This is a genomic window from Halorubrum aethiopicum, assembly GCF_001542905.1.
GTDB classification, from domain to species: domain Archaea; phylum Halobacteriota; class Halobacteria; order Halobacteriales; family Haloferacaceae; genus Halorubrum; species Halorubrum aethiopicum.
In genome coordinates this window covers 337,704-363,615 of the sequence record NZ_LOAJ01000001.1, presented here as the reverse complement: position 1 = coordinate 363,615, position 25,912 = coordinate 337,704, and the positions used below count along the sequence as shown (strand labels likewise).

22 protein-coding genes, 1 tRNA gene and 1 pseudogene are annotated in these 25,912 nt (G+C 68.8%); 12 read left to right on the top strand and 12 right to left on the bottom strand.

Going from position 1 to position 25,912, the window contains the following annotated elements; genetic code table 11:
- Nucleotides 1–49 precede the first annotated feature (49 nt).
- Nucleotides 50–1,162 carry a pyridoxal-phosphate-dependent aminotransferase family protein gene (locus AXA68_RS01800; RefSeq protein WP_066412032.1) on the bottom strand — a complete coding sequence of 371 codons (1,113 nt, stop codon included), beginning with the start codon at nt 1,160–1,162 and terminating at the stop codon, nt 50–52.
- A 154-nt stretch (nt 1,163–1,316) separates the two neighbouring features.
- Here AXA68_RS01800 and AXA68_RS01795 point away from each other — a divergent pair, with 154 nt between their 5' ends.
- Nucleotides 1,317–1,586 carry a DUF7533 family protein gene (locus AXA68_RS01795; protein ID WP_066412030.1) on the top strand — a complete coding sequence of 90 codons (270 nt, stop codon included), beginning with the start codon at nt 1,317–1,319 and terminating at the stop codon, nt 1,584–1,586.
- A gap of 66 nt (nt 1,587–1,652) precedes the next feature.
- On the opposite strand, the gene AXA68_RS01790 is transcribed toward AXA68_RS01795, so the two are convergent.
- From AXA68_RS01790 to AXA68_RS17225, 5 genes and pseudogenes are all read right to left on the bottom strand, one after another.
- Nucleotides 1,653–2,699 (bottom strand): BGTF surface domain-containing protein, encoded by a 1,047-nt coding sequence (locus tag AXA68_RS01790; RefSeq protein ID WP_066412028.1) that lies wholly within the window; start codon nt 2,697–2,699, stop codon nt 1,653–1,655.
- 84 nt (nt 2,700–2,783) lie between these two features.
- Nucleotides 2,784–4,270 (bottom strand): annotated as a pseudogene (locus AXA68_RS01785) (M24 family metallopeptidase).
- Entirely contained in the window at nt 4,267–6,111 is a 1,845-nt protein-coding gene (locus tag AXA68_RS01780; protein ID WP_066412026.1) for a UvrD-helicase domain-containing protein, read from the bottom strand. Before AXA68_RS01780 ends, AXA68_RS01785 begins: the two are co-directional and overlap by 4 nt.
- Nucleotides 6,112–6,389: 278 nt before the next feature.
- Complete coding sequence (locus tag AXA68_RS16995; protein WP_179234043.1) at nt 6,390–6,548, bottom strand: DUF7563 family protein; 159 nt, start codon at nt 6,546–6,548, stop codon at nt 6,390–6,392.
- A gap of 88 nt (nt 6,549–6,636) precedes the next feature.
- Nucleotides 6,637–6,816, bottom strand: coding sequence for an HVO_0416 family zinc finger protein (locus tag AXA68_RS17225; RefSeq protein ID WP_066412020.1), 180 nt, complete (start codon nt 6,814–6,816; stop codon nt 6,637–6,639).
- Between the two features lie 155 nt (nt 6,817–6,971).
- On the opposite strand from AXA68_RS17225, the gene AXA68_RS01770 reads away from it, so the two are divergent.
- Nucleotides 6,972–7,262, top strand: coding sequence for a PRC-barrel domain-containing protein (locus AXA68_RS01770; RefSeq protein ID WP_066412018.1), 291 nt, complete (start codon nt 6,972–6,974; stop codon nt 7,260–7,262).
- Between the two features lie 49 nt (nt 7,263–7,311).
- On the opposite strand, the gene AXA68_RS01765 is transcribed toward AXA68_RS01770, so the two are convergent.
- Nucleotides 7,312–7,854, bottom strand: coding sequence for a CDP-2,3-bis-(O-geranylgeranyl)-sn-glycerol synthase (locus AXA68_RS01765; RefSeq protein WP_066412009.1), 543 nt, complete (start codon nt 7,852–7,854; stop codon nt 7,312–7,314).
- A gap of 146 nt (nt 7,855–8,000) precedes the next feature.
- On the opposite strand from AXA68_RS01765, the gene AXA68_RS01760 reads away from it, so the two are divergent.
- Together AXA68_RS01760 and AXA68_RS01755 are read left to right on the top strand one after the other, a co-directional pair.
- Nucleotides 8,001–8,840: a proline dehydrogenase family protein gene (locus AXA68_RS01760; RefSeq protein ID WP_066412006.1), complete on the top strand. Its 840-nt coding sequence runs from the start codon at nt 8,001–8,003 to the stop codon at nt 8,838–8,840.
- A 124-nt stretch (nt 8,841–8,964) separates the two neighbouring features.
- The gene (locus AXA68_RS01755) at nt 8,965–9,702 is read left to right on the top strand and encodes a DUF502 domain-containing protein (RefSeq protein ID WP_066412003.1); all 738 of its coding nucleotides are present in this window, start codon (nt 8,965–8,967) and stop codon (nt 9,700–9,702) included.
- 77 nt (nt 9,703–9,779) lie between these two features.
- Here the strand turns inward: AXA68_RS01755 and AXA68_RS01750 are convergent, their stop codons facing one another.
- A complete protein-coding gene (locus AXA68_RS01750) occupies nt 9,780–10,709 on the bottom strand; it encodes a branched-chain amino acid transaminase (protein ID WP_066412000.1) in 930 nt (309 codons plus the stop codon).
- 187 nt (nt 10,710–10,896) lie between these two features.
- On the opposite strand from AXA68_RS01750, the gene AXA68_RS01745 reads away from it, so the two are divergent.
- Nucleotides 10,897–11,343 carry a hypothetical protein gene (locus AXA68_RS01745; protein ID WP_066411997.1) on the top strand — a complete coding sequence of 149 codons (447 nt, stop codon included), beginning with the start codon at nt 10,897–10,899 and terminating at the stop codon, nt 11,341–11,343.
- Between the two features lie 246 nt (nt 11,344–11,589).
- Here AXA68_RS01745 and ribB read toward each other — a convergent pair whose 3' ends face one another.
- On the bottom strand, nt 11,590–12,354 hold the full coding sequence (gene ribB / locus AXA68_RS01740) for a 3,4-dihydroxy-2-butanone-4-phosphate synthase (RefSeq protein ID WP_066411995.1): 765 nt from the start codon (nt 12,352–12,354) through the stop codon (nt 11,590–11,592).
- The gene (locus tag AXA68_RS01735) at nt 12,354–13,115 is read right to left on the bottom strand and encodes a DUF120 domain-containing protein (RefSeq protein WP_066411992.1); all 762 of its coding nucleotides are present in this window, start codon (nt 13,113–13,115) and stop codon (nt 12,354–12,356) included. Before AXA68_RS01735 ends, ribB begins: the two co-directional genes overlap by 1 nt.
- A 247-nt stretch (nt 13,116–13,362) precedes the next feature.
- On the opposite strand from AXA68_RS01735, the gene AXA68_RS01730 reads away from it, so the two are divergent.
- From AXA68_RS01730 to AXA68_RS01725, 3 genes are all read left to right on the top strand, one after another.
- A tRNA-Ala gene (locus tag AXA68_RS01730) sits at nt 13,363–13,434 on the top strand.
- A gap of 353 nt (nt 13,435–13,787) precedes the next feature.
- The gene (locus AXA68_RS16585) at nt 13,788–14,549 is read left to right on the top strand and encodes an HNH endonuclease signature motif containing protein (protein ID WP_157884768.1); all 762 of its coding nucleotides are present in this window, start codon (nt 13,788–13,790) and stop codon (nt 14,547–14,549) included.
- A gap of 292 nt (nt 14,550–14,841) precedes the next feature.
- Complete coding sequence (locus tag AXA68_RS01725) at nt 14,842–15,405, top strand: pyridoxamine 5'-phosphate oxidase family protein (RefSeq protein ID WP_066411990.1); 564 nt, start codon at nt 14,842–14,844, stop codon at nt 15,403–15,405.
- A gap of 46 nt (nt 15,406–15,451) precedes the next feature.
- On the opposite strand, the gene sugE is transcribed toward AXA68_RS01725, so the two are convergent.
- Together sugE and AXA68_RS01715 are read right to left on the bottom strand one after the other, a co-directional pair.
- Nucleotides 15,452–15,775: a quaternary ammonium compound efflux SMR transporter SugE gene (gene sugE, locus AXA68_RS01720; protein ID WP_066411988.1), complete on the bottom strand. Its 324-nt coding sequence runs from the start codon at nt 15,773–15,775 to the stop codon at nt 15,452–15,454.
- A 27-nt stretch (nt 15,776–15,802) separates the two neighbouring features.
- A complete protein-coding gene (locus AXA68_RS01715; protein WP_066411980.1) occupies nt 15,803–17,512 on the bottom strand; it encodes a sensor histidine kinase in 1,710 nt (569 codons plus the stop codon).
- Nucleotides 17,513–17,641: 129 nt separating this feature from the next.
- Between AXA68_RS01715 and AXA68_RS01710 the strand changes: the two genes are divergently transcribed.
- The 4 genes from AXA68_RS01710 to AXA68_RS01695 all read left to right on the top strand — a co-directional run bounded on the left by AXA68_RS01710 (nt 17,642) and on the right by AXA68_RS01695 (nt 25,891).
- Nucleotides 17,642–18,958, top strand: coding sequence for an MFS transporter (locus AXA68_RS01710; RefSeq protein WP_066411978.1), 1,317 nt, complete (start codon nt 17,642–17,644; stop codon nt 18,956–18,958).
- Between the two features lie 60 nt (nt 18,959–19,018).
- Nucleotides 19,019–20,458: a kynureninase gene (gene kynU, locus AXA68_RS01705; protein WP_066411976.1), complete on the top strand. Its 1,440-nt coding sequence runs from the start codon at nt 19,019–19,021 to the stop codon at nt 20,456–20,458.
- A 455-nt stretch (nt 20,459–20,913) separates the two neighbouring features.
- The gene (locus AXA68_RS01700) at nt 20,914–23,826 is read left to right on the top strand and encodes a DEAD/DEAH box helicase (RefSeq protein WP_198530009.1); all 2,913 of its coding nucleotides are present in this window, start codon (nt 20,914–20,916) and stop codon (nt 23,824–23,826) included.
- 313 nt (nt 23,827–24,139) lie between these two features.
- Entirely contained in the window at nt 24,140–25,891 is a 1,752-nt protein-coding gene (locus AXA68_RS01695) for an ABC transporter substrate-binding protein (RefSeq protein ID WP_106388641.1), read from the top strand.
- The last annotated feature ends 21 nt before the right edge of the window (nt 25,892–25,912 follow it).

Here is a 25,912-nt window from a genome sequence, read left to right as displayed (position 1 = left end):
TCGCGGGGTCGGTCGCTCCCGCCTCGACCCGTTGATCGGAAGCCGGCCGCTACAGTCCCGCGACGTCCTCGATGGCGTCGGTGAGTTCCCGCACGCTCTCGACGGTGTGTTCGCCCATGTGCCCGATCCGGAACGTCTCCTCGCCGAGTTGCGAGCCGTATCCGTTCGAGAAGGCCATGTCGTACTCCTCGCTCACCGCCTCGATGGTCCCGGCCACGTCGATCCCCCGCGTGTTCTCGATACAGGCGACCGTCTGCGACTCGTACCCAGCCTCGGGGAACATCGCGAAGTGCTCGTTCGCCCACTCGTGGACGTACTCCATCATCTCGCGGTGTCGCTCGTCGCGGGCGCGGTGGCCCTCCTCGAGCATGTGTTTCATCTGCTTGCGGTAGGCGAGCATGATCGGAATCGCGGGCGTCGAGTGGGTCTGGCCCTTGCGGTCGTAGTAGTCGATCGTCCGGCGGAAGCCGCCGTACCACGATGAGTCGCCCTTCTCGACCTCGCGCTCGTAGGCGTCGTCGCTGACGACACAGACCGCGAGCCCCGGCGGCATCGCGAACGCCTTCTGGGTCGACGCGAAGATCACGTCGATGCCGTGTTCGTCGATGTCGACGTAGTCGCCGCCCAAGGCGGAGACCGCGTCGACGACGAAGTAGGTGTCCGGGTACTCCGCGACCACGTCGCCGATCTCCTCGATCGGGTTCCGGACGCCCGTCGAGGACTCGTTCATGACGGTGGCGACCACGTCGTACTCCGTCTCCGAGGACTCGAGGTGCGCGCGGACGTCCTCCGGCTTGACCGCCTCGCCCCACTCGTACTCGAGGCGGTCGACGTCCTTGCCGAGCCGCTCTGCGACGTTGGCGTGGCGCTCGCTGAAGCTCCCGCAGGTCGGCACGAGGATGTTCTCGTCGACGAGGTTGAGCGTTGACGCCTCCCAGAACTCGGTGCCGGAGGCGGTCAGGATCACGACCTCGTTGTCGGTGCCGAGGAACTCCTTCGTGTCCTCGACGATGGTGGTGTAGAGATCCGTCATCCGGTCCATGCGGTGACCGAACATCGGCTGGGCCATCGCCTCGACGACGTCGTCGCGGACCTCCGTCGGCCCCGGGATGTACAGCGTCTTGTTCCGGTAGTCGTCTCGGTATTCGCGTTTCTTCGTCACTGGGGTCACCCGATACCGTACACCGGGTCGGGAGACGGTATGGTACTTTTGATGCCGTCGTGAGAGCGGTCGGCCCGGCGGATCCGCGGACCGCGCGCTCGGACGGAACGCGCCAACAGAGCCGTTTATCCGGGCCGGGGCGATAGGGGGCCACATGAGCCTCGGGCTGTTCGACATGATCGGGCTGGCGGCGTCGCTCGTGTTCGCGCTGCCGCTCGCGAACTACGCGGTCGTCCGCATCCTCGCCGGCGAGACCGCCCTCGGAGCCGGACTGCTCGTCGTCGCCGTCGCGATGGTCGTGTTGCCGCAGTACTTCCTCGACCCCGGTCGGATCCTCAGGGGACTCCTCCGCGGGCTCCTCCCGCGACAGCTCCGCGGCGACGACGCGGAGTCGGGATCCGACGGCGACGCCGCAGAGAAGTGACCGGTTCGGCGAACCCGTCCTCGGCGACGCGTCCCGCTCGTCTCTCGTTCCGGTCGACGCGTCCGGTTACGCTCGCCGGCGCGCGACGAGCGCGCCCCCGAGGAGCGCGAGCGCGGCCGCGACGACCCCGAAGCCCGGAACGCTGGTAGTGGTTCCGTCGTCGGAGGCGCTCCCGTCCGTCGAGTCGTCCCCGCTCCCGCCGTCCGCCTCCTCGACGCCGATCGACTCGTCGACGACGAGGACCTCGTGCTCGCTCTCGCCGTCGAGTCCGTCGTTGCCACGGACCGTCAGCGTCGCGCGGTCGCCGTGGCTCGTCTCACTGAGATCGAACCTCGCGGTCGCCTCGCCGTCCTCGACCGTCGCCTCCTCGGTCTTGATGTAGGCGGGGCTCGCGTCCGCGGCCGACCGGATCCGGAGCGTCACGGTCTCGCCGTCCGCGAGGTCGACCGGGACGGTCACGTCCGTCTCGGCCGGCTCGACGACCACGTCGGCCGCCTCGACGTCCGATTCGGTGACCGTCGTCTCGGCGGAGTCATCCGACCCGTCGCCCTCATCGGGCGAGCCGTCCTCGTCGTCTCCGGCTCCGTCCCCCGTCGACTCGGGCTCGACCATCAGGTTCCCGATGTCCGCGGGTTCGTCGCCGTCGACGGACACCGACACGTCGTAGGAGCCGGGCGCGATCGGCTCGTCGAGGTCGGTCTCGCTCTCGATCGACACCGCGGCGTCGCCCTCGGCGGTCAGAGGCGTTCCACCTCCGCCCGTCTCGGCGTGGTCGAAGACGAGCCTCGTGGTCCCGTCGTCGTCGTCGGGCGTCACGGTCGCGCGGAGTTCGTACCCGCTCGTCGACTCGTCGCCGATCGCGACCTCGACCTCGTCGACGCCGTCGGTCTCGACCTCGACGGCGGCGGTGTCGCCCTCGGTCACCGTGACGATCGAGGCGTCGAGTTCGGCCGTGCCGTCCGCGGCGGCCGTCCCGACGAGCGCGCTTCCGGCCAGCGCGATCCCGACGACCGCGAGCGTGGCCACGAGGACCGTGCCCGCCGCGGGGAGCAGTTTTCTCGCGATGCGTCGGATCGATCCGGCCTCGTCGGCCGTGGAGGGCTGCGTCGGCATGTGTTTCGGCGATCGAACGGGGTTTCAAAAGGTCCCCCGGTGGCTCAAACGACCGTCGTAGCCATCGAAGCCATCGATCGGCCGCTATCCGTGCGCGTCGAGGTCCTCCCGCTCCTCGGGGGTCGTTCCGAACGGATACGCGGCGAGGAGCTCGTATCCCTCCTCGCGGACGACGAGGAGGTCGCCGAGGCGGACGCCGCCGGTCGCGGGGTCGTACACGCCGGGTTCGACCGCGATCACGTGCCCCGAGCGGAGGGCCGTTCCCCCCGGCAGCGCCGGCGGCTCCCGCCGGGACAGCCCGACCCCGCGGCCGGTGTCGTGGGTGTATCCGGGCTCGCCCGGCGACGCGTTCGGGTCGAAGCCGTACGCGGCGAGCTCGGCGGCGGCCTCCCCGTGGACGGTCGCCGCGGGGGCTCCCGGCTCCACCTCCGCGAGCGCGGCCTCGCGGGCCGCCTCCACCGCGACGTACGCCCGGCGCTCCCAGCCCCCGTCGCCGTCGACGACGAAGGTCCGCGAGAGCGCGCCGCGGTAGCCGTCCGGCCCGCGGGGTGCGAGGTCGACGACGACCGTCTCGCCCGCCCGGATCGGGGCGTCGCGGTCGAGGGCGTCGGGAGCGGTGACGGACCCGGCCCCCCGTGCCGGTCCGCGGCGGCCCGGCCCGCGGCGACGGCGGTGTTTCCGGCGTCGCCGACGCCCCGTTGGGCGAGCGCCGCGTTCACCGCCCGCCGGAGCCGCTCGGTCGTGAGCGGGTCCCCGTCCCAGCGAAGGGCGGGGCGCGCGCCGTCCGGGGCCTCCGACCCGTTCGGCTCCGCCGACTCGCCGGCCGGCTCGCTCCGGGCGAGCACCGTCTCCGCGCGCGCCATTCCGGCGGCCGCGGCGCGCTGTACCCGCCGGAGACGCTCCACTTCGGCCGGGCTCTTGACCGCCCGCGAGTCGGCCACGACCGGCGTCGACGCGGGTTCGTAGCCCGCTCGCTCGAGGTAGACCGCGGCGTCGTGGGGGACTGAGCGCGGGACGAGGACGGGGCGGTCGGCGACCCCGTCGTCGTCGCGACCGTCTTCATCGTCGTCGCGATCGTCCTCGTCGTCGTCGCTGCGGCCCCCCTCGTCATCGTCGCCGTCGCCGCGATCGTTCCCTCTCCCCTCGTCGAGGACCGCCGCGGCGCGGACCCCGAGCGGGTCGTCGTCGCGTTCGGTCCGCACCGCGCGGACGACCCCGTCGTGGAAGGCGGCGGGGTCGTTCCGCGCCGCGCCGTCGCTCGTTTGCCCGTCGGCTCGTCGCTCCCCGTCCGTCGCGTCGACCCGGGCGGCGTCGACGAACGCCCGTTCGGCCCGGATCGCGACCTCGGCGTGTGCGAGGAGGACGGCCCGCGGCGGCGACGACGCGGACCCGGGAGTCACGACGACGCCGTACGTCCGGTCCGACTCGGAAACCCGAGTCAGGTACCGGAGGTCGCCGTCGTCGCCGTCGCCGACCGCGACGAACCCGGCCGCGTCAGCCGTCCCGACCGCCTCGACGACCGGGGAGAGGTCGGTTCGGAGCGGGCGGCGATCCGAGTTCCCGCCGCTCACGGCTCGGGTTCGGGGACCGCCACCTCGTCTTGGACCTCGTCGATGAGCTCCTGTGGCGGCTCGTCGCGGAGCTCGTTGAACAACAGCACGCTGATCGGGAGCGTCGGCGCGCCGCCGATGAGGCTCTCCATGACCACGAGCCGCTCGCGGGCGCGGGACATCCCGACGTAGAACACCCGCCGCTCGTTGTCGGTGAGCACCGGCACGGGGCTCGTGGTCTTCGTGAACTCCTCGACGCCGTCGACGTCGGTGGGGTCGTCGATGGAGGCAGCCATCTGCTCGACCACCTTCTCCGTCAGATCGGTCGCGACGAAGACGTGGTCGGCCTCGCGCCCCTTCGCGGAGTGGATGGTGCCGACGCGGACGCGGGTCGGGTCCATCCCCGCGTACTCGCCCTCGAAGTACGCGCCCATCGACTTCCGCTGGAAGCTCGTCACCTTCCGGACCATGTCGTCGGCGCTCGCCGCGTCGGGCATGAACGGGATCCGGTCGCGGACCTCGTCGGTCGGCACCTCGACCAGCGAGATGTCCTCCGCGTCCGCGGCCTCCTCGCGGTCGTCGATGAAGTCGTAGAACGCCTCGCGGTCGTGGGTGCCGAACGCCGACTCCTGGAGCATGTCCGCCAGCCGGCGGGCCTCGAGCAGCGTGATCGGCTCGTCGTCGTCGAGCTTCTCGATCGCGCTCACGTAGTCCTGGACGCGGTCGGTCCACATCCGCCCGTCGGTCAGCATCGTGAAGGGGATCCCGTGGTCGATGAACTCGTCGATGAAGTCGAACATCTGGTAGCGCGCGCGGAACAGACACATCACGCTGCCCTCGTCGTCCTCGACCGTGTACCGGACGTTCCGGACGAGTTCGAGCATCGACGGCGACTCGATCGCCTCGACGGTGCCGCCCTCCTTGCGCGGGTGGAGGTCCTTCTCCTGCCGCTTGTCGATGTGGCGGATCTCCGCGTTGACGACGTTGAGGATCTCCGAGGGGAGCCGGTAGGAGTTCGGGAGGATGACGTCCTCGTCGACGTCGGTCTCCAGGAGGAGGTCGGGGTCCGCCCCCTGCCACGCGTAGACGACCTGGTCGTCGTCGCCGGCGATCAGCACCTTCTCCATGTGGGGCTTCCACTCCTCGAAGACGCCGTACTGGAGGGTCGTGATGTCCTGGAACTCGTCGATGACGAGGTAGTCGACGTTGGGCACGAGCGAGCGCTGGGCGACGCGCTCGAGCATGTCGGCGAAGCCGACGAGGCCGTGTTCGCCCTTGTACGCCCGCCACGCGCGGATCGCCTCGGGGATGTCGATCCGGTCGTCGTCGGAGGGCCACGTCGGCGTGTACTTGTTCCCCTGTTGGGCGTTGGGGTCCTCCTCGGGCGGGAGGCGCACCTCCTCGACGTTCCACTGGAAGGGCACGTCGTACCAGTCGGCCACGTCGCGCTCGGTGCGCTGGAGCCACTGGGAGGTGGCGATGATCTTGTTGCCGATCGTCGTCGACCGGGCGGTCCGGCGGCCGGCCCCGCCGTGTTGGTCCTCGAATTCGATGCCGTACTCCTCACAGAACCCCTCCTTGTCGTCCTCGCCGACCACGTCCCCCCGCGAGAGGTCGAGCAGTTCGTACGCCTTCGCGTGCATCGTACAGACGTTTCCCTGGAGGGTTCGCGGGGAGACGTCGAGTCGCTCGGCGAGTCGCTCGCGGATCTCCGCGGCGGCCGCGCGGGTGTAGGAGACGACGAGCACGTCGCGGACGTCGGCCGCGTCGTCCTCGAGGATCTCCTCGACCCGATCGAGGAGGGCCGTGGTCTTCCCGCTGCCGGGGCCGCCGAACAGTCGCGTTACGGTGGGGTCGTTCATTACCGACTACTGATCGCGACTCTCCTTAAACGCCGTGGCTCGGTGACGGGGCGTTCGGGCCGCCTACGCCCCCGACGGGCACGGACGCGGGGACCGGTCACGGACGAACGCGGGGCCGTCGCTGACGAACGCGAACACCGTGCCGGACGGACGCGGACCCGTCGGTCGGCGGGGGACCGTGCCGGGCGGACGCGGGACGGAGGGCGGGTCCGAGCGAGCGGCGGGGGTCGGCGGAGGACTCGATCGGTGGAATCGGTCGATGAAGTCGGTCGGAGGCGTCAGTTGCTTCGAGTCGCGCGCGCTTCTCGCACGTCGGCACCGTCACGGACCAGGTCCTCACAGCCCGGACAGACGCGGGGTCGGTCCACGTCGTTCGGCGTGAACACCCTGACGTAGTCGGCCGTGACGAACGAACCGCAGTTCTGGCAGGTCGGCATACGCCCCACTAGCTAATCGTTACATATAATACTGCCGCCGCACGCGGCGGAAAGAAAACCGCTAACCGGTCGATCGGTGCCGTCGGCGTCAGGTCGGCCGCCAGTCGCAGACGGAGCAACTGGCGGTGCCCTCCGGGTGAAGCGCACCACACTCGGGGCACTGAAGCTTGTTATACGATCGCTCCCAGCGTACGATCTCCGTCTCGTGGCCCCGGTCGGACAGGAACTCGTCGAACACGTCGTCGTTCGTGCTGGGTGCGCTAGACATTGCGTGACAACGTATGCCACGGCAGCATAAGTATCTTTCCGTGGTTCCGGATCCGGCCGTCCGTCCGGACGGATCCGATCGATCGGTCACGGACGAACGCCGCCGTCAGCCGATCCAGTACTTTTTTGTCGCGTTCCCGCCCACCTCCCGGTGTCATGTCCACGGTCCTCGCGAGCGCCCTCCCCGAGAAGCCGGTGCTCAGCGCAGACGGCAGGAAGCTCGGTACCGTCCACAACCTCACCATCGACCCGCGATCGGGAGACTTCGAGACGCTCCTCGTCGATCCCGATCCGAACGTACCCGAACCCGACGCGCTCGAGTCAGCCGAACGCGACACGGACGGTGAACGCGACGTCGACGACGAAACCATCCGGCTGCCCGGTGACGCGGTCACTGCGGTCGGCGACCAGGTGATCGTCGATCTCGCTTCCGGTCGGAGTCGGTAACCGCGCGAGCGCTCATCTCCGATCGGGGCTCGCCCTCGACCGGACCCGCTCACCAGGGCTCGTTCTTCAGCCCGAGCGCGTAGGCCGCGACGTTCGTCGCCACGTGGAGGACGGGCGTCATCACGGCCACGACGGCGAGCACCGGGAGCGTGAAGACGGCCGTCGCCCAGTCGGGCGCGACGAGGAAGGCGGCCACGAGCGCGCCGACGACGAAGTCGAGCTGGTCGAGTCCGGGGAACGACGCCCCGCGCTCGCGGCCGGAGCGCCGCTTGAGGAAGGACGCGCCGATGTCGCCGGCCATCGCGCCGAACGCGAGCGCGACCGCCGCGGGGAGCTCGAACGTCGGGAGGTCGACGCCGATGGCGGCGCTCGCGGGGTCGACGACGGCGTTGAGCCCGAGCGCGACGAGCACGCCGACGGCCGTCCCGACCGCGGTGCCCCGCCACGTCTTCCCGTCGCCGAGCAGCCGCGCGCCCCGCCACTCGCGGCCGCCGTCGATGGGGCGACCGCCGCCGGCGAGCACCGCGGCGTTGTTCGGCACGTACGCTGGCACCATCGCCCAGAACGCGGTCGCGACGAGGGAACCGACCATGCCGGCCCCACGCCCGTCCGGGTCATATAAACCGCGGATCCGACGAGAGGGCCGCGGATCCGACGAGGGGACGGGCGGCCGAGCCTCGACGCCCGCTCGGATCGACGGGTGACAACGCTCAAGTCGGGGCGAACCCACCTCCCGGTATGATACCCCCGATCGCGCGCCGGTTCGTCGCCGGCGAGAGCGTTCCCGAGGCGCTCGAGCACGCGCGGGCCCGCAACGAGGAGGGCGTCGGCGTCATCCTGAACCTGCTCGGGGAACACTACGACGCCCGGGCCGACGCCCGGGCCGACGCCGACGCGTACCGGCGGCTCCTCGACGACCTGGCCGCCACGGACCTCGACGCGTGTATCTCCGTGAAACCCTCGCAGATCGGCCTCGACGTCTCCGCCGACCTCTTCGAGGAGCAGTATCGCGACCTGGTCGCACACGCCCACGAGCGCGACGCGTTCGTCTGGTGTGACATGGAGGACGCCGACACCACGGACGCCACCCTCGACGCCTTCGAGTCGATCGCGGCGGACTACCCCTGGAGCGTCGGCCAGTGCGTCCAGTCGAATCTCAAACGGACCCGCGAGGACCTCGAGCGCCTCGTCGACGTTCCCGGCGTGGTCCGGCTCGTGAAGGGGGCGTACGACGAGCCCGACTCGATCGCGTACACGGACAAGGCCGATGTCGACGAGGCGTACCGCGGCGACATCGAGTTCCTCTTCGAACGTCGGGATCGGGGCGTCGCCGTCGGCAGTCACGACCCGGAGATGATCTCGCTCGCCAACCGGCTCGCGGCCGAACACGACACCGACTACGAGATCCAGATGCTGATGGGCGTCCGCGAGGACGCCCAGCGCGACCTCGCGCGACAGGGCGTCGACGTGAACCAGTACGCGCCCTACGGGAACAAGTGGCTCTCGTACTTCTACCGGCGCGTGCGCGAGCGGAAGGAGAACCTGACGTTCGCGTTGCGGGCGGTCGCCGGGGCGTGAGCCGGTGAGCGTCGGCCCGGTGACCGGGGACGAACGACTGCGTCGCTCCGGTCGCCCGCGGACCGCTCGGTCGCCCGACATGAGAAGCCCTCTTAAGCGTCCCCGTCGCATAGCGAGACGATAGATGTCCACGTGGAAACGCGACTTCGCCAGCGGGCTCATCGTGTTGGCCCCGCTCCTCGTTCTGCTCCTCGTCATCCGGTGGATCTACCTCCACATCGCGTCGATCCCGCTCATCGACGCGCTCCAGCCGAACTGGATCCCCGCTCCGCTGGAGCCGATCTCGCGGGTCGTCATCGCCGTCGCCGTCTTCTCGACGCTCGTGCTCGCGGTCGGCTACTTCATGCGGACGACGCTCGGCCGGCTCGCGGAGGCGAAGGTCGACGACGCGATAAACCGGATCCCCGCGCTCCGCGTGGTGTACAACGCCTCGAAGCTGGCGGCCGAGACCGCCATCTCCGGCACCGACGAGCTTCAGAACCCGGTGTACCTCGAGACGTGGCCCGGCATCCGGATGACCGCGTTCCGGACGGGCAAGAAGACCCGCGACGGGAAGATCGTCCTCTTCATGCCGACCGCGCCGAACATCACCACCGGCTTCGTCATCGAGGTCGAGCCCGAGCGGGTCGAGGACACCGGCGAGAGCGTCGAGGAGGGGATGACGCGGATCCTCTCGGCGGGCTTCGGCGAGTCCGCCCACCAGATCCCCGTTGAGGAGGAGCGCCCGCCCGCGGACGACGGACCCGAGGACCACCGTCCCGGCGTCGCCCATCCGGGGAAGGCGGCGGGGGATCGGCCGGAGGGCGACGGGGGATCCGCGAGCGCCGAGGGCGACGAGTCGACCGGGAGTGGCGGTTCGTGACGGCTGGAGGGTGGCGGGTCGTGACGGACCCGCACCGGCGGCTGGCGACGAGAGGGGTTACCGCGCCGTGAGCCGACCTAGAGGTACGTGAACCACTCGTCGTGGTCGTCGGTTCGGCGCTCGATGACCTCGAAGAACGCTTCCTGAAGCTCCTCCGTCACGGGACCGCGCGTGCCGCTTCCGATCTCCGTGTCGTCGACGGAGCGGATCGGCGTCACCTCGGCGGCCGAGCCGGTGAAGAACAGCTCGTCGGCGGTGTACAGCTGTCCGCGCGAGATGACGGCCTCGTCGTGGACGGTGTAGCCGCGCTCCTCGGCCAGCGTGATCACGGTGTCGCGGGTGATCCCCTCGAGGATCGACTGCGCCTGGCCGGTGGTGTACACCTCGCCGTCGTTGACCATGAACACGTTCTCGCCGGGGCCCTCCGCGACGTTCCCCTCCTTGTTTAAGACGATCGCCTCGACGTAGCCGTTCCGGCGGGCCTCCTCGCCCGCGAGCATGGAGTTGACGTAGAGCCCGGTGGTCTTCACGTTCGTCGGGACCTGCGAGGAGGCGTGTTTCCGCCAGGAGGAGACCATCACGTCGACGCCCTCCTCTAAGGCCTCCTCGCCGAGGTACGTCCCCCACGGCCAGGCGGCGAGCACGAGGTCGGTCGGACAGTCCCCCGGGGAGACGCCGAGCGAGTCGTAGCCGTAGTAGGCGATCGGCCGGATGTAACAGGAGGTCAGGTCCTGCCGGTCGAGGAGTTCGAGGATCGCCTCCGTGATCTCCTCGCGGGAGTGGTCGATCTCCATGTCGTACATCTTCGCGGAGTCGAACAGCCGGTCGAGGTGCTCCTCGAGCCGGAAGATCGCGGGACCCTGCTCGGTCTCGTAGCTCCGGAGTCCCTCGAACACGCCGGTGCCGTAGTGGAGCGCGTGCGTGAGGACGTGGGTGGTCGCGTCCTCCCAGTCGAGGAACTCCCCGTTCTTCCAGATCGTGTCGACGTCCATCTCGTCGAAGCCCATACTCGCTCGTTGCGGTCGGCGGGCTTAAAACTGTGACAACCGACCGAGGACTGCCGGAACGGTCGCCGTGCGCCCCGTAGCCCCGAAGGCCTATCACGCGCCGCCACGGCCATATCGGCATGGCCGGGTCCCTCGCAGCCGTCCGCGACGCACTCCGCCCCCGGCGTCAGCACCTCCTCCCCTCCTCGTGGCGGGGTACGTCCTCGGCTACGGCGGACTCGTCGCGCTCGATCCGTGGCCCTTGTTCGTCAAGGCGCTGTTCGTCGCCGCGCTGCCGGTGTTCGCATACGTCGCGGCCGCGGCCGCCGTCGCCCTCGCGCCCGACCGCGTCCCGACGCCGTCGGGGTCGCGGGCGGTCAAGACCGCCGCGCTCGCCGGGGTCACCGCCCTCGGCCTCGTCGTCGCCCTCGCCGACGTGTTGTCGATCGCCGTCGTCGTGATCCCGGCGGCCGCGGTGCTCGCGTGGCCGCTGGTGGGGGGTACGTACCTCGGGATCAGGTTCGGGTGGTCCGGCGCGTCGCCGCTGGTCGTCGTCGCGTCGTTCGCCCTCGGCGCGGCCGGAACGGCGGTCTGGCAGTACTGGCTCGTCGGCTGGGTATCCAGGCGGGTCGCGGCGATACGCACGGATCGGTGACCGGAGGGACGCCGTTCGGAGCGCCGGTGTCGGCCGGATCGAGGGAACCTGCTCGTCGATACAACGCTATACCGGAAAGCTGGCGATCGACGGCTCCGAAGCCCCAGTCGCGAGTCCCGCCCGACCGCACAGCACCTCATGCCTCCCCAGCCTCGTCGCTCACTCTCTTCGCGACTCCCTCGCGCGTGCTGGCTCGCACCCGGTGGGCGCTCGCAGGCGCGCGCCACCGCAAAGCGCGGAGGTCAGTTACCGCAGCGCCTCGACGAGGGCCGCGCCCTCGACGTAGGGGATCCCGCGCCGCTCCGCGTAGGCGGCGGCGTCGGCGGGCGCGAGCGCGTCGCCGGTCTCGTCGTCGAGCATCTCACACACCACGGCGGCGGGCGGGGCGTCGACCGCCTCGGCGAGCGCCAGCCCCAGTTCGGTGTGCCCCACGCGGTCCGCGAGCCCCTCGACCGCGCCGCGCAGGACGTGGACGTGGCCGGGCGCGCGGAACGACGCCGCGAAGTCCTCGGGGGTGTACCCCTCCGGGTCGGCGGCGGCCGCCGCGGCCGCGTTCGCCACCTCCGTGATCGTCAGCGCCCGGTCCGCGTCCGTGATCCCCGTGAACGTCTCGCGGTGGTTCACCGGCAGCGAGAAGGAGGAGCGGTCGTCGTAGGCGGGGTCGTCGTTCACCGCGGGGTGGTCGAGCGCGTCCGCGAGGAACGGGAGCCCGAACGCGTCGGCGACCGCGTCGTCGACGGCGACGCAGATCAGCCCGCCGGCGTCGTTGCGCATGTGCGCCACGGCCGCGGCGTCGACCGCGCCCGCGGGGTAGACGATGTCCGTCTCTCCCTCGCGGTCCGCGAAGTCGTGGACACAGACCGGGTCGCCGGCGCGGAACGCCGCCAGCGCGCGGTCGACCGCGGCGGCCGCGTCCGTGTCCGCATCGGCGTCCCCGTCCGCGTCGCCGACCGCGGCCGGCGCGTCGGCCGGGTCGGGGTCCGCCTCGGGACCCTCGGCGTCGGCGCGCATCAGGCCACCTCCTCGAGCGGCTCGTCGGGGTCGTCGGTGTCCGCATCGAGCGCGTCCGCCCGCGAGGTCGCCTCGACGCGGACCTCGACGGCGTCGCCGTCCGCGAGGTCGAGTTCCGCCCGGAGCTCGTCGGGGGCGATCACCTCGAGCTTGTCGTCGTCGTGGTGGGTGCGGTCGGGCACGATCGCGTGGGCGTCCTCGTAGCGGCCGCCGTCGGCGACGAGGGTGACGGCGTAGCACGCGGCCGCGCCGTAGGTGCGGTCCTCGTCCTCCCAGGCGTCGATCGGGACGGCGTCGATCCCCGCGATCTCGCCGCGCCGGCGGACGCTCTCCTCGTCGAGTTCGAGGTTGAGCGTCCCCGGGAACGGCTCGTACCCCAGCCGGGAAGCGAACTGCTCCGCGTACCCCGGCAGGGTGATGTAGTGACGGCCCTCGCCCATCCCGCCGGTGACGGCCCCCCGAAGCACGAGTTCGACGTCGCTCTCGAAGAGCCGGCGGTAGTCGGCGTACTCGCCACGGAGGGCGGCCTCGCCCGCGTCGGTGACCCGGACCCACTGGCCGTCGCCGACCACGTCGCGTTCGAGCAGCCCCGCGGACTCGAGCGTCTGGAGGCGTCTGGAGGCGGTCTGGGTCGACGCGTCGAGGCGGTCGCCGAGCGCCGCACACGACACCTTCGTCTCCGTCAGCCCGCCCGCGAGCGCGACGTGTTTCAACGCCGCCATCGCCGCCGGGTCGGCGGTCGCCGCCGTCGCTTCTGACATACCCCGATCGAGAACCTCCGCACGCAAAAGCATAACGAATATGCGATGGATCTCAGAATCGTTACGAGAGGTGGGATCGCGCGTCGCGTCCCCCCGTTTCGTGTCGAACTCGGACCGGCGGTCACCTAAGGGCGTCGGTCGCGGCGGTCGCAGTACACCTGGTCGCCGGCTCGCCGGGTGTGAACCTCTCGCTCGCGGATCACAGAAAAGTAAGGTACAAGTACGGACGGCGACTCGTTTCGGGTGCGGGCTCGTAGATCAGCGGCAGATCGCTTCCTTCGCAAGGAAGAGGCCCGGGGTTCAAATCCCCGCGAGTCCACTCGACTCACTTCGTTCGTCTCGTTTCCTCGCGTGCCCCCGCTCGCTCCGCTCGCGGGGACCCCGCGAGTCCATCTGAATTTTACTCGGTCTTTCAGAGACAAGGAGCCGAGGCTGGTGTCTTCTCAGATACACAGTCTGTACTCTGTCGAGAGGTGTTGATCTCGACCGCCACACAAGCGCGACCTCGCCATTGACTGCCGACCAGCGGAGTCGGTCAACTGTTAGAGATATGGCAAAGGTCACACAGTTAACGTACCCAATTCGTTTTCGCGGAGTCAATCGCTCACTGTTAGTGACACAAGTGAGATTGCCACATGTTATTCATTATGCAGGAACGACATCATAGAACAAATGGATCGATATATTCCGGCAGCAGTACGCCGAGACCTAAGAACGGAAGTGAATCATGGCTGTGCTGTTTGCGGTTCTCCATTAGTTGACTATCATCATATCATTCCAAAAAATGAACGAGATCATAATAACCCAGAGCATATGATCACATTATGTCCAAACCATCACAGGCTAGCAGATGATGGCGCAATATCTCGCGAAAGATTATACTATTTAAAAAATAATCCACATAACGATGAAATTGTTGATTCTCTATTCTATTTTGAGTCAGAACAGCCCAAATTTGAAATAGCAGATCTGACTTGCGAAGTACCGCAGGAAGGAGAATATGCTCTAGTCAAAATAAACAAAAAAGATTTGTTTGTATTAGAATATAACTCTGGTTTGATCACATTCAATCTAGAGATATATAATCAAGATAATGAATTAATAGCCGAAGTCACAAACAATGAGTGGAAAGCTTATACAGACCGTGTTTGGGATCTCGTTTATAGAAGCAATGAACTCAAAATATGGGATCCAGATGAAAATATCAGATTAAAGCTAGTATATGACAAAGAATCAGATGTTATTCAGTTTGAAGGTAAATTCTATTATGACAATGAAGAACTGATAATTTATCCTTCTAGGATAACTTCATCGCGAGGAGGGACGGTCAAGGGTAGTGGTAAAATCGTATTAGCATCTCCAAAGAACTGTGTTTTATTCCATATTGCCACCGATAAAGGTGGAATACAGATGGGAAAACCCTTCAATCTTTGACGATCCCACCCACAACACTACCAGATCTCAAACAAGTGGTCGATTAAATAGAATCTACACTTCTCGCGAATGACTCCGCTAGTGCGTGTCTCCGAGCTTCGTCCAGTTCGTGATCTCTAGGTCACGAGTACAGAGTGGCGGCCAACCGATGAGGAAGACGGTTCGGACGACGATCTCGGCTTCGGCGACGCACTCGCGGAACTCGCAGTCGAAGACGCTCCGGACCTCGATCCCGTCGACGCGACCTGCGAATCACGGTAAGATTTTATAATGGTCATCGCTATCACTCCGCATGACCGAACACACGCCCGCCGACGTCTCCGACGAGATCCGCTATCAGGGAAAGGCGATCGACGACCCCGAATGGATCCCGGAGTTCCTCGCCGGTCAGGAGACGGGCGTGCTCGGGCTCGTCGACGACGACACGCCGCACCTCGTGACGCAACTCTTCGTCTACGATCCCGAGGCCGGCGCGATCTACCTCCACGGCGCGCAGGCCGGGCGCGCACACGACCTCGTCGCAGAGGGCGATGGGCCGAAAGCCAGCTTCACGACGAGCGAGAAGGGCCGGTACGTCCCGGCCGACGAGCCGGTGAACTTCACCGTCGAGTACTCGAGCGTCGTCGCCTACGGGACTGTCGACTTCGTCACGGAACGGGCGGACAAACGCCGCGTCCTCGAGCGCTTCATGGCGAAGTTCGCTCCCCAGTTGACGCCGGGCGAGGACTACGAGGAGATGTCCGAGGCGTCCATCGACCGGACCGCGGTCTACCGCCTCGACGTGGACTCCTGGAGCGGCAAGGAGGGGTGGAAGGAGCCCGACCACCCGGACGCCTACGATCTGGACGCGGTGTGAGCCATCGCCGGCGGACCGGTCCCCGACGTGCGATCCTCGGCGCGCCTCAGTGCCCGCCGGACGCCAGGTGGAGCCCGACGATGCCGACGACGATGAGGCCGATACAGCCGGCGCGGACGAGCGTGGCCGGCTCGTCGAAGAGGACGACCCCGAGCGACGCGGTGCCGACGGCCCCGATCCCGGTCCACACCGCGTAGGCCGTGCCCACGGGGAGGTCCTCGACGGCCCGCGCCAGAAGCACCATGCTGACGACGATGGCGACGCCGGTCGCGAGGGTCGGGAGGGGTTTGGAGAACCCCTCGGAGTACTCGAGGCCGATCGCCCACGCGATCTCGAACAGCCCGGCGAGGATCAGGAGGTACCACGACATCTCGGGTCGAGGTTGCGGCCGGCCACGCTATAGGTTCGGGGGATACCTGGGCGGCCGATCCGCGTCGTCCGCCGCACCCTCGGCCCGGTCCGCGTTCACGAGCTCGACGACGAACACCGACCCCTTGGGCTCAGCGTCTTCCACCCACACCTCGCCGCCGAACTGGTTCGTCAACACGTGGACGAGGTACAGTCCGATGCCGGTTCCGGGGCTGTCCAGTCCCTTCTCGCCCTTGCCGAAGACCTCCCGTTTCCGCTCGTCGGGTATGCCGGGCCCGTTGTCCCGAACCGAGATCCTGACGGTCTCGCCGGCGGTTTCGACGGCGACCGCGACCTCGGGCGTCGCCTCGTCGTTGTGGCGAACCGCGTTCTCGAGGAGATTTCGGAGAACCGACGAGAGCATCTGGTTGCCGCGCACCCGCACGTCCGGGATCTCGCCGTCGACGCGAAACGTCGCGTCCGGGAACGACTCGCGAACGGCCGCCAGTTCCGTGTCGACCGTCTCCCGCACGTCGACCGGCCGGAGGTCGACTGCCCCCTCCGTCGACAGCGACTCGATGAAGTCGCGGGCGGTCTCCGTGAGCTCGACGACGTGCGTTCCCTTCCGCAGGACGCGGTCGAGGACCGGCTCGAGGTCGTCGTCGACGCGCCCCTCGAACGTCTCCATCCAGCCGAGGATCACGGCCATGTCGTTCCGGATGTCGTGTCTGACGACGCGGTTCAGCGCCTCGAGCTGCTCCGTTTTCATCTCGAGTCGCCGTCGGTACGCCTCCCGGTCGGTCACGTCCGTGAGCGTCACCAGTCGTCCGGTCGGAACGTCTCCGACGGTGAAGGGCGTGCTCACGACCTCGTAGGAACGCGGCTCGCCCTCTCGGTCGATCGCACACACGCCGTCCGTTTCCAGCCCGTCGGCGACCGCGGCGTTTACCGACTCGATCGGCTCCCCGATCGAGTCCGCGAGCGACGGAAGTATCTCCCGTGCCGACGTGTTGTAGTCCCGAACGCGGCCGTCGCCGTCGAGGTAGATGGCCGGCTTGTCCGACGCGCCGGTGAGCCGGATCGTCTCGAGGCGGTTGCTGTAGACGAAGAGCGTTCCGACCGCGAACAGCGCGACCCCCGGCGGCTCGTACATCAGCGGAAGCAGCCACTCCACCCGGCCGCCGAACAGCGTCGCGACGACGGGGATCCCCGTCACGACGACGAGGGCCGCGAGCGGACGACTGTCGGCACCCGTGTAGTAGAACCGCTCGAGCAGCATGAAGAAGCCGACGCCGATCACGACGTACGACAGTCCGAGGACGACCCAGTAGAGCAACTCGTGGCGGATCGCGAGGTGGGGAAACGGCTCGCTCGTCCACGCGGTGGTGAAGTAGAGGCCGTGAAACGCGTTCGTGAGTTTGAGCGCGGTGAAGACCGAGAAGACGGCTATCGCGGCGTTCCGGTACGGGGCCCGTCCCGGCGGGCGACCCGTGTAGGCGGCACAGAAGTACAGCCACGCGCCGACGGCGACGAACGCGAACACGAACCCCACCGTGTACCACGCGACCTTGCCCGCGGCGCCCGGAGCGAGCAGGTACCCGACGTACCCGATCGACCAGACGGCGACCGAGAGGAGGAGCGCCGCCAGCCCGCGGCGGGTGTCGGCGTGTCGGATGCGTCGCACGCGCGGGAGACTCGCCACGCAGGCGAGCGCGGAGACGGCGAAGACGCCCACGTGACTGAACAGGACGAGGTCCATGTCTGGATCCCGACTTCCTCGTACACGGCGAAAACGGTTGGGAAACGGGAATCGAACCACTCGACCGTCCCGGCAACCTCCTCATGTACCCGCGGGGTTATCACCGTCCCCGATGAACCTCGAGTTCACATGGACGCGAACGAGCGACGCATCGTCGCCTTCACGGCGAGCTCCCACGGGCTCGTCCACACCTACGAGCTATCGATCCCGATCCTGCTCACGGTGTGGATCGCGGAGTTCTCGACCACGGCCGCGACGCTCGGCGCGCTCGTCACGGTCGGCTACGGGCTCTTCGGCGTCGGCGCGCTCCCCGGCGGGGTGGTCGTCGACCGCTTCGGATCGAAGCCGGTCATCCTCGCGTGCCTGCTCGGGATGGGCGGCGCGTTCCTGCTCGTCGGGGCCGCCCCGAGCCTCCCGGTGCTCGCGCTCGCGCTCGCGGTGTGGGGCGTCACCGCCAGCGTCTACCACCCGGCGGGGCTCACGCTGCTCTCGAAGGCGGTCGAGCGCCGCGGGACCGCGCTCGGCTACCACGGCATCGGCGGCAACCTCGGGATCGCGCTCGGCCCCCTCGCGGCGGTCCTGCTCCTCCTCGCCTTCGACTGGCGGGTCGTCGCCGCGCTGCTCACGGTCCCGGCGTTCCTCGTCGCCGCCTACGGCTTCACCGTCGACGTCGACGCCGCGCTCGCGAGTGCCGACGCGGCGCCGGGCAACGCGGCGCTCGACGGCGACTCCGAGCGCGCGAGCGACGAAGACGCCGCGGCCGTCGCCGCGGACGGGAACGGAGACGCGAGCCTGGGGAGTTCGCTCGCCGGCTTCGTCGGCGACACGCGGTCGCTGTTGACGCTCGGGTTCGCGCTCGTGTTGGTGTTCGTCACGTTCAGCGGGCTCTACTACCGGACCTTCCTCACGTTCCTCCCGGACCTGCTCGGGGACGCGCTCGGCGGCTTCGCCGACCTCGGCATCGTCGATCCGTCGGGCGCGCTCGGCGAGGAGTTCGACCCGGCGCGGTACCTCTACGTCGCGATCCTGATGGTCGGCGTCCCCGGCCAGTACCTCGGCGGACGGATCGCGGACCGGATCCCGCCGGAGCGGGGACTCGTCTACCTCATGTCGATCCTGGCCACGCTCGCGCTGGCGTTCGTGCCGGCCACCGGGCAGGTCTGGTCGTTCCTGCTCGTCTCCGGGCTGCTCGGCGTCGCGCTGTTCACCGTCCAGCCGCTCTCACAGGCGACCGTCGCGACCTACTCGCCGCCGGGAACGCGGGGGCTGTCGTTCGGCTACACCTACCTCGCGATCTTCGGCGTCGGCTCGCTCGGGGCCGGACTCGCGGGGTTCGTCCTCACGGTCGCCGGCACCCGGGAGCTGTTCTTCGTGATCGCCGGGATCGCGGTCTGCGGGGCGCTCGCCGCGGGGTCCGTCCACCGGTTCGGCGAGTCCAGGGAGTGAGCCGCCGCGGCCGCCGGCGTTCCCCGGAAGGGCTTAGTCGCCGGCGGCGTCCCTCCTCCCATGGACGACTCACACGGCGACGGCGCTCCCGCCGGGGGCGGTCCGTCCTCGGCCGCCGGGGACGACCCGTACGCCCCCGCGACCGCGGCACTCGACCGCGGCGGGCTCGACGCGGACCCGGTCGAGGTCGCCGCCCGTCTCGACGCGGACGACCCGCTCTCGACGTTCGCGGACCGCTTCTCGGTCCCGGACGACGCGCTGTACATGGACGGCAACTCCCTCGGCCCCGCGAGCGACGCCGCGCTCGCGAGCCTCGACCGGGTTGTCGACGAGTGGCGCGAGCTGCTGATCGGCGGCTGGACCGACGCGGACCCGCCGTGGTTCGAGGTCGGCGAGCGGATCGGTGCGGCGCTCGCCCCGCTCGTCGGTGCCGACCCCGACGAGGTCGTCGTCGGCAACTCGATCACGGTGAACATCCATACCCTCGTCGGGACGTTCCTCGACGAGCTGCGCGCCGGGAACGGGCCGGACCGGGCCGGATTCGACGCCGCCGACGGCGACTGGGATCCCGACGTCGAGCCTGCGGTGTTGGTCAACGACCTCGATTTCCCCTCCGACCACTACGCGATCCGCGCACAGCTCCGCCAGCGCGGGATCGATCCCGAGGAGAAGCTCCGGACCGTCGAGAGCCGCGACGGGCGGACGATCGACCCGACCGACGTCGAGGCCGCGCTCGAGGCGCACGACGACGTGGGGATCGTCTTCATGCCGACCGCGCTCTACCGCTCCGGACAGCTGTTCGACGTGGCGCGGATCACGGAGGCGGCCCACGACGCCGGGGCGTACGCGGGGTTCGACGCCGCTCACTCCGTGGGGGCGGTCCCGCACGCGTTCGCGGACGCGGGCGTCGACTTCGCGGTGTGGTGTACGTACAAGTACCTCAACGCGGGCCCCGGATCGATCGGCGCGCTGTTCGTCGCCGAGCGGCACCACGGCCTCACCCCGGCGCTGGCGGGGTGGTGGGGTCACGAGAAGGCGACGCAGTTCGAGATGAACCTGACCTACACGCCCGCCGACTCCGCCGGCGCGTGGCAGATCGGCACGCCGCCGCTGCTCGCCGCCGCGCCGCTCGAGGGCTCCGTCGAACTCCTCCGGGAGGCCGGCATCGAGCGGATCCGCGCGAAGTCGCTCGCGCTCACCGACTTCCTGATCGCCTCGGTCGACGAGCGGCTCCCCGAGGTCTCGATCGGCACGCCCCGCGAGCGCGACGCCCGCGGCGGGCACGTCGCCCTCGAACACCCCGAGGCCGAACGGTTGAGCGAGGCGCTGACGGACCGGGGCGTCGTCGTCGACTTCCGGCCCCCGAACGTCGTGCGAGTGTGTCCGGCCGCGCCGTACACCGCCTTCGCGGACGTGCTGGAGGTCGTCGACCGGATCGAGGCGCTCCTCGAGAGCGGGGACCACCTGGCGTACGAGGTCGGCGAGGGCGGCGTGACGTAAGGGTACGTCGATCACCCAGTGGCGAGGCGGTGGCGCGCCTGCGAGCGCCCGGCAGGGCGCGAGCAGCACGCGAGGGACGCGGCGAGCCGAGCGAGCCGCGAGGTTGGGGAGGCGTGAGGTCCGGTTGCGGGGCGGTCGGGTGGGACTCAAAGGGGCAGCCGCGAGGAGGTCGTAGGCGACGCAAGCACCGTAACGAGGAAGCGAACGAAGTGAGTGACCGAGTGAGGAGCGCAGCGAGCGTACGACCTCCTCGCGGCTGGGGCTTTGGTGGTGTTCTCCGCGGTCGTATTCGTTGATCAGTACAGCCGAGCGACTGGGGCTTTGGAGGCGTTTGCTACCGATCCGTCGGCGTCCATCGAGGATCGATAACCGGCCTCGACCCCGACAACATATAACCGAACCGCGTACAGCGACGAACTTAATCGGCCGAGCGACCAATGTCCGACGATCAGAGAATGGCGGAACCGTCGGGCATGAACGCCTTCACCCGCCTCGGGAGCGAGGTCCGCGACGCGCTCTCCGAGCGGGGCTTCTCCACGCCCACGGAGCCGCAGCGGAAGGCGATTCCGCCGATCGCGGACGGAAAGAACGCCCTGGTCCTCGCCCCGACGGGGACCGGGAAGACCGAGACCGCGATGCTGCCCGTCCTCGACGCGATCCATCGGGCCCGCGACGCCCCCGGCGACGAGCCCCGAGCGGGGATCTCCGCACTCTACGTCACCCCGCTGCGCGCGCTCAACCGCGACATGATGGACCGGCTGGAGTGGTGGGGCGACCGGCTCGGGATCGAGGTCGCGGTGCGCCACGGCGACACCACCCAGTACGAGCGGTCGAAGCAGGCCGACGACCCGCCGGACGTGTTGATCACGACGCCCGAGACGCTCCAGGCGATACTGACGGGCTCGAAGATGCGGGTCGCCCTCGAGGACGTCGCACACGTCGTGATCGACGAGGTCCACGAGCTGGCGTCGGCGAAACGCGGCGCCCAGCTCACGGTCGGGCTCGAGCGGCTCCGGCGGGTCGCGGGGCCGTTCCAGCGGATCGGACTGAGCGCGACGGTGGGGTCGCCGGAGGAGGTGGGGCGGTTCCTCGTCGGCTGTGGGCGGCGCGATCCGGACCGGGCGGGCGACCGCGCGTTCGAGACGGTCGAGGTCGCCGCCGGGACCCGGACCGACGTGCGCGTGCTCGATCCCGAGATCACCGACCGCGACTCGCGGCTGGCGGGCGAGCTGGCGACCGACGAGACGACCGCGAGCCACGTGCGCACGATCCGCGAGATCGTCGCGGACCACGAGTCGACGCTGATCTTCGTCAACACGCGACAGACCGCGGAGGCGCTCGGGTCGCGGTTCAAGGCGCTCGCGGAGCGAGCGGAGGCGACCGGCGACGAGGCGGTCACGATCGAGGTCCACCACGGCTCGCTCTCGACGGAGGTCCGCGTCGACGTGGAGGACCGGTTCAAGGCGGGCGAGGTCGACGGGCTCGTCTGTACGTCATCGATGGAGCTGGGGATCGACGTGGGTCGGGTGGACCACGTGGTCCAGTACGGGAGCCCGCGCGAGGTCGCCCGGCTGCTCCAGCGGATCGGGCGCGCGGGCCACCGTCGCGACCTGGTCTCCGAGGGGACGGTCGTGACGCAGGGCGGCGACGACACCCTGGAGGCGATGGCGATCGCCCGGCGGGCCGGCGAGGGGCTCGTCGAGCCCGCGAGCATCCACCACGGCAGCCTCGACACGGTGGCGAACCAGATCGTCGGCGTCGTGATGGACGAGGGAGAGGTCCACGCCAGGGCGGTCTACGAGACGGTGACGAACGCGTATCCCTTCCGGGACCTCTCGGAGCCGACGTTCCAGGAGATCGTCCGCGAGCTCGACGGGAACCGCCTGCTGTGGCTCGACGAGGAGTCGGACACCGTAGAGAAGTCCGGCGGGACGTGGCAGTACTTCTACGCGAACCTCTCGATGATCCCCGACGAGTCCACCTACGAGGTGTACGACATGTCCTCGCGGCGGGGGATCGGCACCCTCGACGAGCGGTTCGTCGTCAACTTCGCCGGTCCCGGCGAGACGTTCGTCCAGCGCGGCGAGATGTGGCGGATCACGGAGATAGACGAGGAGGAGGAGCGCGTCGAGGTCACGCCGATCGCCGACCCCGCCGGGGAGGTGCCGTCGTGGGTCGGCCAGGAGATCCCCGTCCCGAAGCCCGTCGCCGAGGAGGTCGGGCGGATCCGCGGCGAGGTCGCGAGCGCGCTCGCGGCCGGGTCGACGCCCGCGGCGGTCGCGTGCGACCTCGCGGACCGGTATCCGGCGGACGAGCGGACGGTCCGGGAGGCGATCGGGACGATCGCCGACCACGTCGACGCCGGCCACCCCGTCCCGACGGACGAGCGGGTCACCATCGAGGGGAGCGCGCGGACCGTCGCGGTGAACGCGACGTTCGGCCACGAGGTCAACGAGACGCTCGCCCGGCTGCTCGCCGCGCTCGTCGGCCAGCGCGCGGGGTCGTCGGTGGGGATGGACGTCGACCCCTACCGCGTCGAGTTCGAGGTGCCGAGCGGGGTCGGTCCCGGCGCGTTCCGGGAGGTCCTCGAGACGACCGATCCGGACGGGTTGGAGGCGTACCTCGAGATCGCCGTGAAGAACTCGGACGCGCTGAAGTTCACGCTCGCACAGGTCGCCGCGAAGTTCGGGTCGGTCAAGCGCTACCGGGAGGGTCGCGGGAAGTTCGGCGGCGACCGGCTGCTCGCGGCGCTCGAGGGAACCCCCGTCTACGACGAGGCGCTCCGGGAGGTGTTCCACGTCGACCTCGCGGTCGCGGAGACGGCCGACGTCCTCGAGGCGATCCGGTCCGGGGAGGTCGCCCTCGAGACCGCTCGCGAGCGGACGCCCCTCGGCACGGCCGGCCGGTCGGCCGGGACGGAGTTCCTCGTGCCCGAGAACGCCGACGCCGACGTGATCGAGACGGTCCGCGAGCGCATCCGGAACGACCGGGTTCGCCTGTTCTGTCTCCACTGTACGGACTGGGAGCGGACCACGAAGGTCAGGCGGGTCGGGGAGCGGCCGGAGTGTCCGGAGTGCGGGTCGACGCGCGTCGCGGCGCTGAACCCGTGGGACGAGGAGACGGTCGCCGCGGTCCGCGCCGCGGAGAAGGACGACGAACAGGAGCGCCGCACCGAGCGGGCACACCGGGCGGCGAGCCTGGTCCAGTCACACGGGAAGCGCGCGGTGATCGCGATGGCCGCCCGCGGGGTCGGCCCGCACAACGCCGCCCGGATCATCAACAGGCTGCGCGAGGACGAAGACGAGTTCTACCGCGACGTGTTGCGCCAGGAGCGCGAGTACGCGCGAACGCAGTCGTTCTGGGACTGACACGTCGCTCCGTCTGGGACTGACACGTCGCTCCGGGACCGACGCGGAACCTTCGTCGACGGAGGTCGTGACGGTCCTCCACCCGCCGTCGTCGACGCGGGACCGTCACGTGATCGATGGCCGAACGCGGGCGCGATATCCCGATCATAGATCAGTAACGACCATTATGAAAAGAAAATCCGTAGTAATACCTTTTCGAGGAGGATATACGCACAGATCATCACTGCTCTCCTTCATGATCCGATAATGGAGGACTGTCGGAGTGGATGAACCACATATTTATATACTTCCTACCGAAACGGTGGGTTGATCCATGGTTAGGTCAGACGCGGACATGAAACGGCGTGACTTCCTGAAAGCGACCGGTGCTGGCGGTACGGTCGGAATTACGGCCCTCGCCGGCTGTTCCGGTGGCGGCGGTGGCGGCGGCGACGGTTCGAGCGGTGACGACGGTTCGAGCGGCGACGACGGCTCGAGCGGCGATGGGTCGAGCGGCGACGACGGCTCGGGTGACGACGGCTCCGACAGCGGTGGTGGGAGCAACCTCCCGACGTACACCTACGTCAACAACTCACAGAGCTACAACCCGCCGCGGCACGACGCGATCAACCTCATCGCGAGCCAGTTCGACGACGAGCTCGGCCTCGATATCGAGGTCGACGTGCTCGAGTGGGGGACCCTGTTCAGCCGGGTCTCCCAGGAGTACGACTACAGCTTCGCGACGTGGCACACGTTCTTCGTCTCGGAGCCGGTCACCGAGCTGAACAACCTGTTCAACTCCAGCAACACCGATCCGGGCCAGGGGAACTACTCGGGGTACGTGAACGAGGACCTCGACGAGCTGATGACCAACTACCTGGCCGAGCCGGACGCCGACACCCGGATCGACCAGTGTCACGAGATCCAGCAGACCCTGATGGACGACGTGCCGACCATGCCCATCGCGCAGATGCCGCAGGCGGGCATCTACAACAGCAACCAGACGTCCAACTGGGAGCCCACCCTCGCGAACGGGTTCAACTCCTACTGGACGATGATCAACGTGGAGATGGAGGGCGGCGAGACCGCTCTGAAGGGCTACTGGCCGGAGACGCTCTCGACGATGAACGTGCTCGGGCACAACGACGAGAGCAAGCACGTCTACCAGTTCAACATGCTGTACGACAAGCTGCTCCAGCTCAACCCCGAGGGCGAGATGGACCCCGAGGTCAGCCTCGCCACCGACTGGACCCGGGTCGACGAGACCACGATGGAGTACACCATCCGGTCGGATCACTCGTGGCACGACGGCGAGGACCTCACGGCCCAGGACGTCGCGTTCACGTACAACTACATCGTCGATAACGAGGTGCCGCTGTACTCCACGCAGGCGCAGTACATCGAGGGCGCGGAGGCCGTCGACGAGACGACGGTCCGCGTCAACATGTCCCAGCCGCTGGGGCCGTTCAACCTCTCCGTCGCGAACATCATCCCGATCATCCCCGAGCATATCTGGTCCGAGCGCGACAACCCGGCACAGGCCAACGTCTCGGAGCCGGTGGGCAGCGGTCCGATGGAGTTCGACTACTGGGAGCAGGGCAGCGAGTTCGGCATGGTCCGGAACGAGGACCACTTCGCGCCCGTCAGCTTCGAGCGGCGCTTCTGGCGGGTCATCCCCGAGGCGTCGACGGTGTGGGAGAACCTCATCGCCGGCGACCTCAACTACGAGCCGTTCGGTCGGATCGACCGCCAGCTCGACCAGAACCAGGACAACGAGAACATCGGGACGCAGTTCGGTACCGCCCCGACGTTCTGGCACTTCACCGCGAACGAGCGTCAGGAGGGACTCGACGACCCGCAGATGCGGAAGGCGCTCGTCGAGACCATCCCGCGGACGCCCATCGTCGACCAGATCCTGTTCGGCTTCCCGGAGCCGGGCTTCAACGTCGTCTCCCCGGCGTTCGGTCCGCTCCACACCGAGGACGTCACGACGTACGAGGAGAGCGTGGACGCCGCGCGCAGCCGCCTCGAGGAGGCCGGCTACTCCTGGAACGACGACGGCGCGATCCAGGCACCGAGCGAATAGAGCGGACAGCAAACAGAGAGC

Excerpts from the sequence above, each read along its gene's own strand:
- AXA68_RS01795 (WP_066412030.1), top strand. The coding sequence starts at position 1,317 with ATGAGCCTCGGGCTGTTCGACATGATCGGGCTGGCGGCGTCGCTCGTG.
- AXA68_RS16995 (WP_179234043.1), bottom strand. The coding sequence starts at position 6,548 with ATGCCGACCTGCCAGAACTGCGGTTCGTTCGTCACGGCCGACTACGTC.
- sugE (WP_066411988.1), bottom strand. The coding sequence starts at position 15,775 with ATGTCGTGGTACCTCCTGATCCTCGCCGGGCTGTTCGAGATCGCGTGG.
- AXA68_RS01760 (WP_066412006.1), top strand. The coding sequence starts at position 8,001 with ATGATACCCCCGATCGCGCGCCGGTTCGTCGCCGGCGAGAGCGTTCCC.
- AXA68_RS17225 (WP_066412020.1), bottom strand. The coding sequence starts at position 6,816 with ATGTCTAGCGCACCCAGCACGAACGACGACGTGTTCGACGAGTTCCTG.
- AXA68_RS01765 (WP_066412009.1), bottom strand. The coding sequence starts at position 7,854 with ATGGTCGGTTCCCTCGTCGCGACCGCGTTCTGGGCGATGGTGCCAGCG.
- AXA68_RS01695 (WP_106388641.1), top strand. The coding sequence starts at position 24,140 with ATGGTTAGGTCAGACGCGGACATGAAACGGCGTGACTTCCTGAAAGCG.
- AXA68_RS16585 (WP_157884768.1), top strand. The coding sequence starts at position 13,788 with ATGGATCGATATATTCCGGCAGCAGTACGCCGAGACCTAAGAACGGAA.
- AXA68_RS01700 (WP_198530009.1), top strand. The coding sequence starts at position 20,914 with ATGGCGGAACCGTCGGGCATGAACGCCTTCACCCGCCTCGGGAGCGAG.
- AXA68_RS01755 (WP_066412003.1), top strand. The coding sequence starts at position 8,965 with ATGTCCACGTGGAAACGCGACTTCGCCAGCGGGCTCATCGTGTTGGCC.
- kynU (WP_066411976.1), top strand. The coding sequence starts at position 19,019 with ATGGACGACTCACACGGCGACGGCGCTCCCGCCGGGGGCGGTCCGTCC.
- AXA68_RS01790 (WP_066412028.1), bottom strand. The coding sequence starts at position 2,699 with ATGCCGACGCAGCCCTCCACGGCCGACGAGGCCGGATCGATCCGACGC.
- AXA68_RS01715 (WP_066411980.1), bottom strand. The coding sequence starts at position 17,512 with ATGGACCTCGTCCTGTTCAGTCACGTGGGCGTCTTCGCCGTCTCCGCG.
- AXA68_RS01735 (WP_066411992.1), bottom strand. The coding sequence starts at position 13,115 with ATGTCAGAAGCGACGGCGGCGACCGCCGACCCGGCGGCGATGGCGGCG.
- AXA68_RS01750 (WP_066412000.1), bottom strand. The coding sequence starts at position 10,709 with ATGGGCTTCGACGAGATGGACGTCGACACGATCTGGAAGAACGGGGAG.
- AXA68_RS01780 (WP_066412026.1), bottom strand. The coding sequence starts at position 6,111 with ATGAACGACCCCACCGTAACGCGACTGTTCGGCGGCCCCGGCAGCGGG.
- AXA68_RS01725 (WP_066411990.1), top strand. The coding sequence starts at position 14,842 with ATGACCGAACACACGCCCGCCGACGTCTCCGACGAGATCCGCTATCAG.
- AXA68_RS01710 (WP_066411978.1), top strand. The coding sequence starts at position 17,642 with ATGGACGCGAACGAGCGACGCATCGTCGCCTTCACGGCGAGCTCCCAC.
- ribB (WP_066411995.1), bottom strand. The coding sequence starts at position 12,354 with ATGCGCGCCGACGCCGAGGGTCCCGAGGCGGACCCCGACCCGGCCGAC.
- AXA68_RS01770 (WP_066412018.1), top strand. The coding sequence starts at position 6,972 with ATGTCCACGGTCCTCGCGAGCGCCCTCCCCGAGAAGCCGGTGCTCAGC.